Source organism: Streptomyces sp. NPDC091371 (assembly GCF_040684275.1).
Classification (GTDB): Bacteria; Actinomycetota; Actinomycetes; order Streptomycetales; family Streptomycetaceae; genus Streptomyces.
The window spans coordinates 132282-145754 of sequence record NZ_JBFBFP010000009.1; the positions used below are offsets into that span (position 1 = coordinate 132282).

The 13473-nt window shown below is 69.9% G+C and carries 14 protein-coding genes; 7 read left to right on the forward strand and 7 right to left on the reverse strand.

Annotated elements, in window-relative coordinates; genetic code table 11:
* Positions 1–56 precede the first annotated feature (56 nt).
* From AB0O21_RS13460 to AB0O21_RS13490, 7 genes are read left to right on the forward strand one after another with little or no spacing between them, the layout of a single operon-like run.
* Positions 57–1154, forward strand: a complete 1098-nt coding sequence (locus AB0O21_RS13460) for an MFS transporter (protein WP_365170390.1) — start codon at positions 57–59, stop codon at positions 1152–1154.
* Positions 1151–3469, forward strand: coding sequence for a molybdopterin oxidoreductase family protein (locus tag AB0O21_RS13465; RefSeq protein ID WP_365170393.1), 2319 nt, complete (start codon positions 1151–1153; stop codon positions 3467–3469). Before AB0O21_RS13460 ends, AB0O21_RS13465 begins: the two co-directional genes overlap by 4 nt.
* Positions 3470–3475: 6 nt before the next feature.
* Positions 3476–4075, forward strand: a complete 600-nt coding sequence (locus tag AB0O21_RS13470) for a 4Fe-4S dicluster domain-containing protein (RefSeq protein ID WP_365170396.1) — start codon at positions 3476–3478, stop codon at positions 4073–4075.
* Positions 4072–4728 (forward strand): Rieske (2Fe-2S) protein, encoded by a 657-nt coding sequence (locus AB0O21_RS13475; protein WP_365170399.1) that lies wholly within the window; start codon positions 4072–4074, stop codon positions 4726–4728. The genes AB0O21_RS13470 and AB0O21_RS13475 overlap by 4 nt, the downstream gene beginning before the upstream one ends.
* Positions 4725–5093: a DUF6755 family protein gene (locus tag AB0O21_RS13480; RefSeq protein ID WP_365170401.1), complete on the forward strand. Its 369-nt coding sequence runs from the start codon at positions 4725–4727 to the stop codon at positions 5091–5093. The genes AB0O21_RS13475 and AB0O21_RS13480 overlap by 4 nt, the downstream gene beginning before the upstream one ends.
* Positions 5094–5095: 2 nt before the next feature.
* Complete coding sequence (locus tag AB0O21_RS13485) at positions 5096–6523, forward strand: NarK family nitrate/nitrite MFS transporter (protein WP_365170404.1); 1428 nt, start codon at positions 5096–5098, stop codon at positions 6521–6523.
* A gap of 37 nt (positions 6524–6560) precedes the next feature.
* Positions 6561–6773: a hypothetical protein gene (locus AB0O21_RS13490; protein WP_365170407.1), complete on the forward strand. Its 213-nt coding sequence runs from the start codon at positions 6561–6563 to the stop codon at positions 6771–6773.
* A gap of 13 nt (positions 6774–6786) precedes the next feature.
* Here the strand turns inward: AB0O21_RS13490 and mscL are convergent, their stop codons facing one another.
* From mscL to AB0O21_RS13525, 7 genes are all read right to left on the reverse strand, one after another.
* A complete protein-coding gene (mscL, locus tag AB0O21_RS13495) occupies positions 6787–7281 on the reverse strand; it encodes a large conductance mechanosensitive channel protein MscL (RefSeq protein ID WP_365170410.1) in 495 nt (164 codons plus the stop codon).
* A gap of 123 nt (positions 7282–7404) precedes the next feature.
* Positions 7405–7947 (reverse strand): hypothetical protein, encoded by a 543-nt coding sequence (locus tag AB0O21_RS13500; RefSeq protein ID WP_365170413.1) that lies wholly within the window; start codon positions 7945–7947, stop codon positions 7405–7407.
* A 130-nt stretch (positions 7948–8077) separates the two neighbouring features.
* Positions 8078–8632 carry a carboxymuconolactone decarboxylase family protein gene (locus AB0O21_RS13505; RefSeq protein WP_365170416.1) on the reverse strand — a complete coding sequence of 185 codons (555 nt, stop codon included), beginning with the start codon at positions 8630–8632 and terminating at the stop codon, positions 8078–8080.
* A 109-nt stretch (positions 8633–8741) separates the two neighbouring features.
* Positions 8742–9575: an S-methyl-5'-thioadenosine phosphorylase gene (locus AB0O21_RS13510; protein ID WP_365170419.1), complete on the reverse strand. Its 834-nt coding sequence runs from the start codon at positions 9573–9575 to the stop codon at positions 8742–8744.
* 91 nt (positions 9576–9666) lie between these two features.
* Positions 9667–9996 carry an FmdB family zinc ribbon protein gene (locus AB0O21_RS13515; protein ID WP_365170421.1) on the reverse strand — a complete coding sequence of 110 codons (330 nt, stop codon included), beginning with the start codon at positions 9994–9996 and terminating at the stop codon, positions 9667–9669.
* Positions 9997–10063: 67 nt separating this feature from the next.
* Positions 10064–11386, reverse strand: coding sequence for an MFS transporter (locus tag AB0O21_RS13520; protein ID WP_365170424.1), 1323 nt, complete (start codon positions 11384–11386; stop codon positions 10064–10066).
* Positions 11387–11752: 366 nt separating this feature from the next.
* Positions 11753–13219: a potassium/proton antiporter gene (locus AB0O21_RS13525; protein ID WP_365170427.1), complete on the reverse strand. Its 1467-nt coding sequence runs from the start codon at positions 13217–13219 to the stop codon at positions 11753–11755.
* Between the last annotated feature and the right edge of the window lie 254 nt (positions 13220–13473).

A 13473-nucleotide genomic window follows, 5' to 3' on the forward strand; every position in this document is an offset into this window, starting at 1 on the left:
TAATCATCAGTACGGCATAACGGGCTGAAACGGTACAGACCACTTAGCGTGGTGCTGTGTCCGAGCCCACCGAAGTCCTCGACGAAGCCCCGCCACCAGCCGAGGCGCCCCAGAGCCCACCGCCGGCCCGGAAACCCGTCACCGCACGGGCCACCCTGGCCGGCATCGTCGTCTCGCTGCTGCTCATCGCCGCGATCGTGCTGGGCAGCCGCTTCCTGCGCGACTTCGACTCGGCGCTGCTGCCGTACGCCGTCGCCACCGTGTTCCTCGCCTTCGGCGTGGCCTACCGCTACACCGTGTGGGTTTCCGCGCCCGGCGCGCGGCGCCTCTTCAAGAAGGGGTTCGGCAGCTTCTTCTCGGCCGAGAACTTCCGCAAGGCGCCCACGGCACTGCCGAAGATGATCGCCACCTACCTCGGCTTCCAGAAGTTCCTCGGCGCCCGCTCACGCGCCCGCTGGGCCGCCCACCAGCTCATCTTCTGGGGCTGCATCCTGGCCGCGCTCATCACCTTCCCGCTGACCTGGGGCTGGTTCACCTTCACCTCCGGCAGCGGCTCCGGACCGGGCTACGAAATGCGGATCTGGGGCTTCAAGGTCCTCGGCTTCGACTCGCTGAACGTTCTGGGCTGGCTGATGTTCCACGGCCTGGACATCGCCGCGGTCCTCGTCATCCCCGGCGCCTCCTACTTCCTGTGGCGCCGGATGAAGGACCGCGGGGCCATCACCGGCCAGCGCTTCGCCTACGACCTGCTGCCGCTGATCTGCCTGATCGTGATCTCCGTGACCGGGCTGCTGCTGACCTTCTCGTCGATCTTCCTGCACGGCGGCGGCTACGAGTTCCTGGCCATCCTGCACATGGTGTCGGTGGTGTTCACCCTCATCTACATCCCGTTCGGAAAGTTCTTCCACATCGTCCAGCGCCCCGCCGCCGTCGGCATGCAGCTGTTCAAGTACACGGCCCGCCAGGACGAGCAGGTCTTCGCCTGCAAGCGCTGCGGGGAGCCCATCGACACCACCCCGTACGTGGAGAACCTGCGCGGCACCATGCAGGACCTGAATCTCGACTTCAACGCCTTCGTCGAATACTGCCCGCGCTGCAAGCGGGTCCTGCGCGGCAGCGCCTACCTGAACCACGTCAAGAAAGGCTTCAAGTGACCGCGACGGACCCCGCCCAGAGGGCCACGCTGCCCATCGACCCGTCCATCGCGCCGCCCGGCACCCGCAACTTCCGCGACGCGGGGGGCATCCCCGCCGACAAGTGGCACGCCGACCAGAACGGCGAGACCCTCGTCCCCACCCACTGCTGCTTCTGCGGCGTGCAGTGCGGGATGTACCTGCGCGTGGACCGGGGCGGGAAGGTCTTCGGCGTCGAGCCCCGCAACCACGACATCAACCGGATGCGGCTGTGCCCCAAGGGCATCAACGCCTACCAGCAGGTCAACCACCCCGACCGGCTGACGAGCCCGCTGCTCCGCCGCTCCCGCGACGAGGAGTTCAGAGAGGCCTCCTGGGAGGAGGCCCTCGACTTCACCGTCTCCGAGATCCGCCGTATCCAGGGCGCCCACGGCAACGACGCCTTCGGCCTGCTCGGCGGCGCCAGCCTCTACTCCGAGAAGACCTACCTGGTCGGCAAGTTCGGCCGGGTCGCCCTCAAGACCCGGCACGTCGACTACAACGGCCGCCTGTGCATGGTCAGCGCCGCCGGCGCCAACAAGCTGTCCTTCGGCATCGACCGGGCCGCCAACCCCTTCTCCGACATCCTCCTCACCGACTGCCTGCTGATCGCCGGGTCGAACGTGGGGGAGTGCTTCCCGGTGATGACCCAGTACGTGTGGGGCGCCCGCGACCGCGGCGCCTCGCTGATCGTGGTCGACCCGCGGGAGACGGCCATCGCCCGCACCGCGGACGTCCACGTCGCCCTCAAGCCCGGCACCGACTCCGCCTTCTTCAACGCCGTCCTGCACGTGGTCGTCGCCGAGGGCCTGACCGACGAGGAATACCTCGCCGCCCACACCACCGGCTGGGACGAGGTAAAGAAGACCGTCCAGGACTACCCGCCCGCCCGTTCCGCCGCGATCTGCGGGGTCCCCGAGGAACAGATCGTCCAGGTGGCCCGGATGTTCGGCAGTGCCGCCAAAGCCATGGCCTTCCACGCGCGCGGCGTCGAACACCACTCGCAGGGCGTCGAGAACTGCCTCTCCATCATCAACCTGTGCGTGGCCACCGGAAACCTCGGCAAGCCCGGCGCCGGCTACGGCACCATCACCGGCCAGGGCAACGGCCAGGGCGGCCGCGAGCACGGCCAGAAGGCCGACCTGCTGCCCGGCGGCCGCTCCATCATGAACGAGGAGCACCGCCGCCAGATCTGCCGGATCTGGGGCATCGAGGAGTCCGAACTCCCGCCCGCCGGCACCTCCATGATGGAGATGGTCTGGCAGATGCAGCGCCAGGAGATCCGCGGCCTGATCGGCATCTGCAACAACCCCTTCGTCTCGCTCCCCAACTACGGGGCGGTCAAGAAGGGCTACGACAGCCTCGAATTCCACGCGCAGTTCGACTTCTTCCTCTCCGAGACCGCGACCAACGCGCACGTGGTCTTCCCCGTCACCGTCTGGGCCGAGGACGAGGGCGTCATGGCCAACACCGAGGCCCGCGTCGTCAAGCACAACAAGGCGCAGGAGCCGCCCGCCGGAGTGCGCACCGACACCTGGGTGATGTGCGAGCTCGCCCGACGGCTCGGGGTCGGGGACAAGTTCGACTTCGCCGGCTCCCGCGAGGTGTTCGAGGAACTCCGCGTCGCCTCCGCGGGCACGGTCAACGACTACTACGGCATCACCTACGAACGCCTGGAGGAGACCGGCGGCATCGTCTGGCCCTGCCCCACCACCGAACACCCCGGCACCCCGAGGCTGTTCGAAGGCGGCAAGACCTTCCACCCCGACGGGAAGGTCCACATGCAGGTCGTCGAATGGCACCAGCCGATGGACCCCTACACCGAGGAGTTCCCCCTCTCCCTCACCACCGGCCGGACCGTCGCGCACTTCCTCTCCGGCAACCAGACACGACGCCTGGGCGCCCTCGTCGAACAGACCCCGCGCCCCTGGGTGGAGGTCCACCCCTCGCACGGCTTCCGCAACGGCGACCCGGTCAGGGTGGTCACCCGCCGCGGCAGCGAGGTCTTCCCGGCCCTGGTCACCGAGGCCATCCGGCCGGACACCGTCTTCATCCCGTACCACTGGCCCGTACCGACGGCCGCGAACGCCCTGACCATCGACGCCCTCGACCCCCGCTCGAAGATCCCCGAGTACAAGGTCTGCGCCGCCCGGATCGAGGCCGCCGAACAGGTCGACGAGGTACCACCGCCGCCCACGGCCCCGGGCCGCGAGGCCTACCCGGAGACCCAGGTCTCCCGCACCGACCCCCTGCCGCCCACGTCCCCGCAGGGCCGTGGCACGGCGGAGAGGAGCTGACCCGCCATGATGGGCCGCACGATCTTCATCGACCCGGGTCGCTGCATCGGCTGCCAGGCCTGTGTCTCCGCCTGCCGCGAATGCGACTCGCACCGCGGCAAGTCGATGATCCACCTGGACTACACCGACCCCGGCATGTCCGTCGCCTCCCTTCCCACCGTCTGCATGCACTGCGAGGACCCGGTCGCGCCCTGCGCCGAGGTCTGCCCGGCCGACGCGATCCTGGTCACCGCCGACGGAGTGGTCCAGCAGGCCGACACCACCCGCTGCATCGGCTGCGCCAACTGCGTCAACGCCTGCCCCTTCGGCGTCCCGAAGATCGACCTCCAGGCGAAGCTGCAGATGAAGTGCAACCTCTGCTACGACCGCACCGCCTACGGGCTGGCCCCCATGTGCGCCACCGTCTGCCCCACCGGCGCCCTCTTCTACGGAACCCTCGAAGAGCTCCAGGCCGAGCGCCCCGGCGTGCAGGTCGCCGACTCCTTCGCCTTCGGCGACGTGGTCGTCAGCACCGGTGTGGCGATGGTCGTCCCCGCCGACAAGGTCCAGTGGCCCGTCCCCGGAGGTCTGCCCGTCGTAGAGGTGAATGGAGTCGATGTCCGATGAGCCTCACCGAACAGCCGGCCGCACCCGGGCCGGAGCCCGACGGCGATGCCGCCGCCGAGCAGCTGCGCGACCGGATCAGCGCCGACTCGCTCACCACCCGCCGCGACTACCTGCGGATCGTCGCCACCGTCTCCGGCGGCCTGGCCGTCGGCGGTGTCGGCGTTGCCGCCGGCATCCTGCACCGGCACGGCGACAGCGAGAAGCTGCCCGAGGCCAAGAAGGTCACCGACGAGCTGGCCCCGGGCCAGTCCGTGGCCTTCCGCTTCCCCGGCGACGAGGACCGGGCCGTCGCCGTCCGGCTGACCGACGGCTCCCTCGTCGGCTACTCCGCCGTCTGCACCCACCTGGCCTGCGCCGTGCTGTGGCGCGAAGACCGGGGCGCCGACGGGGAGCTGTACTGCCCCTGCCACGAGGGCGTCTTCGACGCCCGCACCGGCGAGGTGACCGCGGGCCCGCCACCGCGCCCGCTCCCCAGGATCTTCCTGACCGAGGAGGCCGACGGCAGCGTCTGGGCCGTCGGCACCGCACGGTCGGGAGAGCCGGCCAAGGACGCGCTCTGCCGGCAGTTCGGCGATTCCCGCCCCGAGATGTCGCTCCGACTGGGCTGTCCGGGAGCGGATCGCGCCGCCGCGACCGAGAGAAGGCGCACATGAGTGCCGCGCAGCCGCCTCCCCGTCCGGAGTACCACCCGGGCAGTGCCCAGCCCCGGCTGAACCGGCCGGTCCACGAGAGGTATCCGCAGATCCGGGCCACCAGCGGCTACGGAGACCCGCGGATCCGCAACACGGGCCCCGGCCCGGGAGCCGGCACCGAACAGGAGCCGGAGCGGTCCTCGAAGCTCAACGCCCGTCTGGCCCTGGCCCTCACCGTGGTCATCGGGCAGCTCTGGGCGCTGACCGTGACCGTCAACGAGTGGATGAAGGGCAACACCGGAACGGCCTGGTGGGGGGCGGGATTCCTGATCCTGTCCTTCCTCGTCGTGATCGGCCTGTGGCTCCTCGACCCGAAGGACCGATGACCATGTCGATACCCACGCCCACCCCGTCCACGGTGCGTTCGCACCGCGCGGAGAGCTACAAGCCCGGCGCCACCATCGGAGACTGGCGGCCCGAGGACGACGGCTTCTGGCAGTCCACCGGGCGCAAGGTCGCCCAGCGCAACCTCTGGATCTCGATCCCCGCGCTGATGCTCGGCTTCGTGGTCTGGCAGGTCTGGTCGGTCACCGTCGTCAAGCTGAACGACGTCGGCTTCGGCTTCTCCAAGTCGCAGCTGTTCTGGCTGACCGCCATCCCCGGGATCACCGGCGGCACCTTCCGGATCCTGTACACCTTCATCGGGCCGATCTTCGGCGAGCGGAAGTTCACCGCCTTCAGCACGCTGATCCTGGTCGTGCCGATGCTGTGGCTCGGCTTCGCGCTCCAGGACACCGGCACCCCGTACTGGGAGCTGGCGCTGATCGCGGCCGTCTGCGGCATCGGCGGTGCGAACTTCGCCTCCTCCATGGCCAACATCGGCTTCTTCTTCCCCAAGCGGGAGAAGGGCAGCGCCAACGGCCTCAACGGCGGGCTCGGCAACCTCGGCGTGAGCGTGGTCCAGCTGGTCGCCCCGCTGGTGGTCACCGCCGCCGTGCTGGGCGCCCCGGCGGGCGGCCCGCAGCACGACGCGAAGAAGAACAGTGACATCTGGCTGCAGAACGGCGCCTTCCTGTGGGTGCCGCTGCTGGTGATCATGGCTTTGCTGGCCTGGTTCATGATGAACGACCTCAAGGTGGCCGCGGCCCCCTTCAGCCAGCAGAAGATCATCTTCAAGCGCAAGCACAACTGGCTGATGACCTGGCTCTACGTCGGCACCTTCGGGTCCTTCATCGGCTTCGCCGCCGGCCTGCCCCTGCTGATCAAGAACAACTTCGAGGCGCAGGGCTACCAGGCCACCACCTATGCCTGGATCGGCCCCTTCGTGGGCGCGATCATACGCTGGGCGGGAGGCTGGCTCTCCGACAAGCTGGGCGGCGCCAGGGTCACCATGCTGTCGTTCGTGGGCATGGCCGCGGCGCTGATCGTGGTGATCTTCGCGCTGCCGTCCGGCGGCGACCAGGGCAGCTTCTGGGCCTTCTTCATCGGCTTCCTGGTGGCCTTCGCCTTCTCCGGCCTCGGCAACGGCTCGACCTTCCGGCAGATCCCGGTGATCTTCCGGGACCAGCACATGCGCGAGGCCGAGGGCAGGGGGCCGGAGGCGCAGGCGGCAGCGCTGAAGCAGTCCGAGATGGAGGCGGGCGCCGTCACCGGCTTCTCCTCCGCCATCGCCGCCTACGGCTTCTTCTTCATCCCGGCGATGTTCGCGGCGATGGCCGTCACCAACGCCCTGTGGATCTTCATCGGCTTCTACGCCACGTGCCTGGCGGTGTGCTGGTGGTTCTACGCCCGCAAGGGCGCCGAAGCTCCCAGCTGAGCGGGGCGGGCGCCGGGGGCGGCCGTACCCTGGAGGCATGAGCACCTCCGCCGCCCCCGACCCGCACCCCGAGCCCGCCGCGCGGCCGGAGCCCCAGTCGAAGCCCAAGCCCAAGCTGGTCTTCGACGACCCGCTGGACCAGCAGTCCTCGGACGACACCGACCGCGGCTGGGGCGAGCGGCCGCCCGCCGGCGGAAGCACGGCCGACCTGGCCCGCTTCCTCGACGAGAAGCCCCCGCACCACATCTGAGCCGGCGGACCGGTCAGAACGCGTCGCGCGACCCCGGCGCGGGGACGTTGTTCGGGCCGCGCTGGGCGACCAGGGTGTCCCGGATCTCCTTCAGGACCTCCAGCTCGGTGATCTCGATGGTTTCCTGGACGCCTTCCCTGGCCTTGCGGCGCTGCTCCTGCCTGGCGAGGTACTTCGCCATCGGCAGGACCATCAGGAAGTACACGACCGCCGCGGTGATCAGGAAGGTTAGCGCGGCGTTCAGCACCGAGCCCCAGAGGATCTCCACGCCCGTGGGCTGCCCGTTCGCGCCGACCGTGCACGGGGCCTTGATGCAGGTCTTGTAGCTGTCCAGGCTCTGCGTGCCGATCGCGCCGATGACCGGGCTGATGAGCCCCTTGACCACCGAGTTCACGATGTTCGTGAACGCGGCGCCGATCACCACGGCGACCGCGAGGTCGACCACGTTGCCGCGCATCAGGAAGGCCTTGAAGCCCGCCAGGACGCTCTCCTTCTTCTTCTCGCTCACCACTGAGCCTTTCTTTGAATCTGCCGAACACGGAGCCAACGGTTCCGAAAGCTACGGCAGTCCAGGCCCGGCGTGTCCAATCGACCCCCACCTGGAGGTGACTTGACTGGCCGTAAGTGTGAATCAGCACAACGTCACCGCCAGTCGCGCCACGGAGCCCGCCCCCACGAGAGCCCGTGCGGTGTCCCGGGGCACGGACAGGACCACCAGTGCCCCACCGTCCCCAACACCCTGGTCGGGATCCGGCACTTCGGCAACCCGAGCGCCCGCCGCCACCACCCTGGGTGGCCCGGCGCGCTCCGCCGCCACCACGTCGACCCGGTCCCCGGGCCGCAGCAGCCGCACCGTCGCCGCGTCCGCAATGCGCACGGGCGCCGACACCATCCGCACCGCCGCCGGCGGGGCCTTCACCTCCGCCGGTGCGGAGCCGCGCGAGGCCTGCGCCTCCGTCCCGCCCACCGCCAGGGCCGCCGCCGCCACGGCCAGCCCGGCCGCGGCGGCCCTCCGCCGTCGCCGCAGCATCCGGCGCAGCCGGTCGCCGCCCCGCCCCACGCGCAGCGGGGGGAACGGCGGGACCGTCCGCGCGGGGGGACACGTAGAAGGGGAGTGGGTCGGGGAAGCGGTCGAAGAAGCGATCGAAGAAGTGGTGGAAGAAGTACAGGACATGAGGAACACCGCCAAGCCGAGTGGGTCGTCGTGCCCGGACCCTGCGCCCGGACACACCCCACGATCCGGCCTCCCGCGGAATCCCGCTCCGCCCTGTGGACAGCCCCCCGCTTGTGGATAATCCCGTCACTCACACGGGAGCGATCTCGCACGCCTCCGCGAAGCCCTGGCTGGTCAGGCCGAAGGCGCTGTTGACGCGCGAGCGCCAGTTCTCCAGGGCGACCATCGCGGTGAGCTCGACGAACGCCGCCTCGCCGAGCCGCGCGATCAGTTCCGCGGCGAGCTCGTCGGTGACCGCCGGCTCGGTCTCGGTCATGGCCTCGGCGTACTCCATGACGAGCAGCTCCAGCTCGGTGAAGGCCTCGCGGGCCTCCCGCCACTGCGGGACCAGCTTGATCTTCTCCGCCGGCAGGCCCTTCTGCCGGCCCTCCCAGTAGCCGAAGTCCATGCACCAGGAGCAGTTGATGCGGGCCGCCGCGGCCATCACCGCGAGGTGCTTGAGTCCGGCGTCGAGTGCGTTCCATTTCGCCGCCTGCTGTTCGAGGCGGACGTACGAGAACAGCACGCGCGAGTTGTGCCCGTAGGCCTGGCCGGGGTTGAGCACCTTGCCGTAGGTGCGGCGCGAGTACCAGGTACCGATGCGCATGAGGAGGGTGCGGGGCGGGGTGAGCGAGATCCGCGGCATGGCTGTCTTCTCCCGGTGAGGCGGTCTTGTCAGGGCCTTCACCAGGGAAGACAAGTCAGCCGCGCGGAATGTGACAGCCTCCGCGGATCTTCTGCGAAATCCGAAACCCCTACGGCAGCTCGATGCCGAGGTCCCAGCCGTCATGCGCGTGGGTGCACAGGCAGTCGCGGGACTCGGTCTCAGGAAGGGCCGCCACCGCGTCGAAGAGGACCTTGCGCAGCCGGCCCACGTTCTCGCCGAACACCTTCAGGACCTCGGTGTGGGACACGCCCTCACCCGTCTCGGCGCCCGCGTCCAGGTCCGTGACCAGCGCCATCGACGTGTAGCAGAGCCCCAGCTCACGGGCCAGGACCGCTTCGGGGTGGCCCGTCATGCCGACCACCGACCAGCCCGCCGCCGCGTGCCACTGCGACTCGGCGCGCGTCGAGAAGCGGGGGCCTTCGATGACGACCATGGTGCCGCCGTCCACCGCTGCCCAGCCCTGCTCCCGGGCCGCCGCGAGCGCCACGGACCGGCCGACCGGGCAGTACGGGTCGGCGAAGGTGGTGTGCACGACGTTCGGGACGCTGCCGTCGGGCAGCGGCTCGCCGTCGAAGAAGGTCTGCGCGCGGGACTTCGTACGGTCGACCAGCTGGTCCGGAACGATGAGCGTGCCCGGTCCGTATTCGGGCCGCAGGCCGCCGACGGCGCAGGGGCCGAGCACCTGGCGGACGCCGACGGAGCGCAGGGCCCACAGGTTGGCCCGGTAGTTGATCTTGTGCGGCGGAACGGTGTGGGTGCGCCCGTGCCGCGGCAGGAAGGCCACCGTGCGGCCCGCCAGCTCGCCGAGGTAGAGGGAGTCGCTCGGGGGCCCGTACGGGGTGTCCACCTGTATCTCGGAGACGTCGTCCAGGAAGGAGTAGAAGCCCGAGCCGCCGATGACACCGATCTCTGCGTTCGCCATGGAGCTCACCCTAACGGGGTCCACCGGGGCATGCCCGAGGCCCCGCTGCCCGGAAAGGGCTGCGGGGCCTCGGGAAAGGCGGTCGGACGGCTCAGGCGGCCGAGGTGGAGCCGGAGCTGCTGCCCGAGCCCGACGACGTCGAGGAGGACGAAGCGGCGGGGGCGGCGGCAGCGGTGGACGTCGTGGAAGACGCCGACGAGGCCGTCGCGGGCTTCGAGGAAGCAGGGCTGCTGCTCGACGAGGCGCCACGGCTGTCGTTCCGGTAGAAACCGGAGCCCTTGAAGACGATGCCGACCGCGGAGAACACCTTCTTCAGGCGTCCGTCGCAGCTCGGGCACACGGTCAGCGCGTCATCGGTGAACTTCTGCACGGCCTCAAGGCCCTCACCGCACTCGGTGCACTGGTACTGGTAGGTCGGCACGAATTTCCTCCTGGCACTCTGACTCAATGAGTGCTAACGACGCTCCATGGTGACGTATTCCGGCGGATCAGTCCACCGTCACCGGCACGCGGTGACCCATCCCACGCTCGTCCACCGCGTTCCGGACCGCCTTGACGGCGGCCGGAGTGGACGAGTTCACGATCCGGCTCGGGGCCTTCGGGGCCAGCTTCCCGCGCAGCACCAGCAGGGTGGCCAGCGCGAGAACGGTGGCCGCCGCGGGCACCAGGAAGCCGTACGAGGACCCGTGCGCGTCCGACAGGCGGCCGGCCAGGGTCACGGCGATGGCCTGCCCGAAGGCGATCGAACCGGTCAGCCAGGTGAAGGCCTCGGTCCGGGCGCCGGCGGGGACCAGCTGCCCGACCATCGTGAAGCCGGTGATCAGCGCCGGGGCGATGCACAGGCCGACGATCAGGCCGAGCGCGCCCAGCAGGACCGCGGACTGCACGGCCCACAGGACCGACGCCGCGGCGGTGAGGCCGACGTAGCCGAGCAGCAGGCGGCGGCGCGGGCCGATCTTCCAGGTGATGGCGCCCATCGCGATGCCGGCGATCATGTTGCCGCCCGCGAAGATGCCGTAGAGCAGGCCGTTGGCGCCCGGGTTGCCGATCTCCTCGGAGAAGGCGGCGATCGAGACCAGCATGCCGCCGAACACGGCGCCGATGCCGATGAAGGCCGCGATCAGGACGCGCAGGCCCGTGAAGGACAGGGCGGAGGCGTGCTTCTCGCCGTTCGCCGCGCGGGCGACCGGCTTCGGCTGGGTGCCGCGCTGCGCGGCGAAGAGCAGACCGCCGGCGATGGTCAGCGTCGCCTCGGTGACGAGGCCGGCCGACGGGTGGACCGCGGTGCACAGGAAGGTCGCCAGCACCGGGCCCACCACGAAGGTGAACTCGTCGGTGACGGACTCGAACGCGGCCGCGGTCTGGAGCAGCGGGGAGCCTTCCAGCTTGGCGGCCCAGCGGGACCGGACCATGGGACCGACCTGCGGGACGGTGGCGCCGGCGGGGACCGCGGCGAGCGCGAGCGCCCACAGCGGTGCGCCGAGCAGGGCGAGCGCCGTCACGGCGCCGACGAACGCGGCGTGTGCGAGGACGACCGGCACCAGGACGCGGCTCTGGCCGAGCCGGTCGACGAGCTTGCCCATCTGCGGGGCGCAGAGCGCCATGGAGACGCCGGTGACGGCGGCGACGATGCCGGCGCTGCCGAAGGATCCGGTGGTGTGCTGGACGAGGAGGACGATGCTGACCGTGAGCATCGCGAAGGGCTGCCGGGCGGCGAAGCCGGTGAGTACGAAATTGAGGGCGCCGGGCGTGCGCAGGAGCTGCCCGTAGCCGGGGCGGGCGGACTTGTCGGTCGTGACCGCGGATGTCACGGCCTTGCCTTTCCGCTGCCTGGTAGAGCGTCCCCGTCTGCGGACGATGCTTCGCCTTGTGAGCGGCCGCACCCGTACATGTGGGAGCCCCGAGAGCTGTCCTCTTGCGCAGAACCGAGTGATACCTGGGCGCCCACTGCGGGAGGGTGCCACGGCCGCTTTGCGGTCGCGCCAGCTCTGCGTCAGGCAGAGTTGGTTCGATGTGTTGTGCCTTCATCATACAGGGAGGTCTGCCGCAACGCCTTGTGATTGCGACGACAAGGCGTGTCTTCACCTGCGATTAACTGGAACTTCGCATTCAGGAAGCGCAGAAAGATGGACGAATCCGGACGTAATCCATCGAAGATGTTGAATTAGAGTGCCGCTCTAACGCGCGGACCCGGCGCCGTTGCCCGTTCCCAGCCACCCCGCGAGCTTGCCGCCCCGGGCCACCGCCCGCAGCCGCGCCTCGGCCGCGTCCCGTACCGGATCCGTGGCCACGACCAGCAGCTCGTCCCCGCGCCGCAGCACGGTCGACGGCAGCGGTACGAAGCTCTTCGCGTCCCGGACCACCAGCGTGACGGAAGCCCCGGGCGGCAGCCGCAGCTCGCTCACCTCGACGCCGTGCATCCGGGAGGCGGGCGGGATCGCGAAGGAGAGCAGGTGCCCGCGCAGCTTCTCCAGCGGGGCCGACTCGATACCGAGGTCGGAGGCGCCCTCCTCGGTGTCGCCGAGCCGCAGCTTGCGCGCCAGCCAGGGCAGCGTCGGCCCCTGCACCAGGGTGTAGACGACGACCAGCACGAAGACGATGTTGAAGACGCGGTCGCTGCCCTCGATCCCGGACACCATCGGAATGGTCGCCAGGATGATGGGGACCGCTCCGCGCAGGCCGGCCCACGACATCAGGGCCTGCTCCCGCCAGGGAATGCGGAAGGGCAGCAGGCTGACGAAGACCTCCAGCGGCCGCGCCACCATCGTGAGCACCAGTCCGATGATCACGGCGGGCCAGAAGTCCTGCGCCAGCTCGTGCGGGGTGACCAGCAGGCCGAGCAGGACGAACATGCCGATCTGGGCGATCCAGCCGAGCCCGTCCGCGAACCCCCGCGTCGCCGGCCAGTGCGGCAGCTTCGCGTTGCCGAGCACCATGGCCGCCAGGTAGACGGCGAGGAAGCCGGAGCCGTGCGCCAGCGCGCCGGCCGCGTACGCCACGACGGCGATGGCCATCACGGCGATCGGGTAGAGGCCCGAGGCGGGCAGTGCCACGTGCCGCAGGCCGTATGCGCCGAGGAAGCCGACGGTCAGGCCGATCGCGGCGCCGATCAGCAGCTCCAGCGCGATCTTGCCGATCAGGACGTACCACGGGTCCACCGGGCCGACCGTCGCGAAGGCCACGACCAGGATCACGACGGGTGCGTCGTTGAAGCCGGACTCGGCCTCCAGCACGCCCGTGATCCGCGAGGGGAGCGGGACCTTGCGCAGTACGGAGAAGACGGCCGCGGCGTCCGTCGAGGAGACGACCGCGCCGATCAGCAGGGACTGCCGCCAGTCCAGCCCGACCAGGTAGTGCGCCCCGGCCGCCGTGACGCTCACGCTGACCGCGACGCCCACCAGCGACAGCACGATCGCGGCCGGCAGGGCCGGCTTGATCTCTTTCCACTTGGTGCCCAGACCACCCTCGGCGAGGATCACGACGAGTGCGGCATAGCCGATGACCTGGGTCAGCTCGGCGTTGTCGAATACGACGTTGCCTATGCCGTCCTGGCCTATCGCGATGCCTATGCCGAGGTAGATGAGCAGGCTGGGGAGGCCGCTGCGTGAAGAGATGCGTACCGCCGCGACGGCGACGAGCAGCACGAGCGAGCAGACCAGCAGAAGCTCATTGAGCGTGTGGACAGTCAGTGGGCGACCCTTCCTCAAAGCGCGCGGGGGGAGCCGGTGGGTTCTCCTCCGGGCGGCAGGTTCGGCAAGTAGTTCGTTACCTTACCTAATCTTTGACGCTCTCTTTACGTGACAACCACATTGTGAAACGAGTGCTCGCCCCCTGTCCTGAGCACCTGCACCCCTGGCGGATCAACGGGGCCGGTCCTGCGCCTATGGTTGCTCCCAGC

Excerpts from the sequence above, each read along its gene's own strand:
- AB0O21_RS13470 (WP_365170396.1), top strand. The coding sequence starts at position 3,476 with ATGATGGGCCGCACGATCTTCATCGACCCGGGTCGCTGCATCGGCTGC.
- AB0O21_RS13475 (WP_365170399.1), top strand. The coding sequence starts at position 4,072 with ATGAGCCTCACCGAACAGCCGGCCGCACCCGGGCCGGAGCCCGACGGC.
- AB0O21_RS13480 (WP_365170401.1), top strand. The coding sequence starts at position 4,725 with ATGAGTGCCGCGCAGCCGCCTCCCCGTCCGGAGTACCACCCGGGCAGT.
- AB0O21_RS13485 (WP_365170404.1), top strand. The coding sequence starts at position 5,096 with ATGTCGATACCCACGCCCACCCCGTCCACGGTGCGTTCGCACCGCGCG.
- AB0O21_RS13490 (WP_365170407.1), top strand. The coding sequence starts at position 6,561 with ATGAGCACCTCCGCCGCCCCCGACCCGCACCCCGAGCCCGCCGCGCGG.
- AB0O21_RS13500 (WP_365170413.1), bottom strand. The coding sequence starts at position 7,947 with ATGTCCTGTACTTCTTCCACCACTTCTTCGATCGCTTCTTCGACCGCT.
- AB0O21_RS13505 (WP_365170416.1), bottom strand. The coding sequence starts at position 8,632 with ATGCCGCGGATCTCGCTCACCCCGCCCCGCACCCTCCTCATGCGCATC.
- AB0O21_RS13510 (WP_365170419.1), bottom strand. The coding sequence starts at position 9,575 with ATGGCGAACGCAGAGATCGGTGTCATCGGCGGCTCGGGCTTCTACTCC.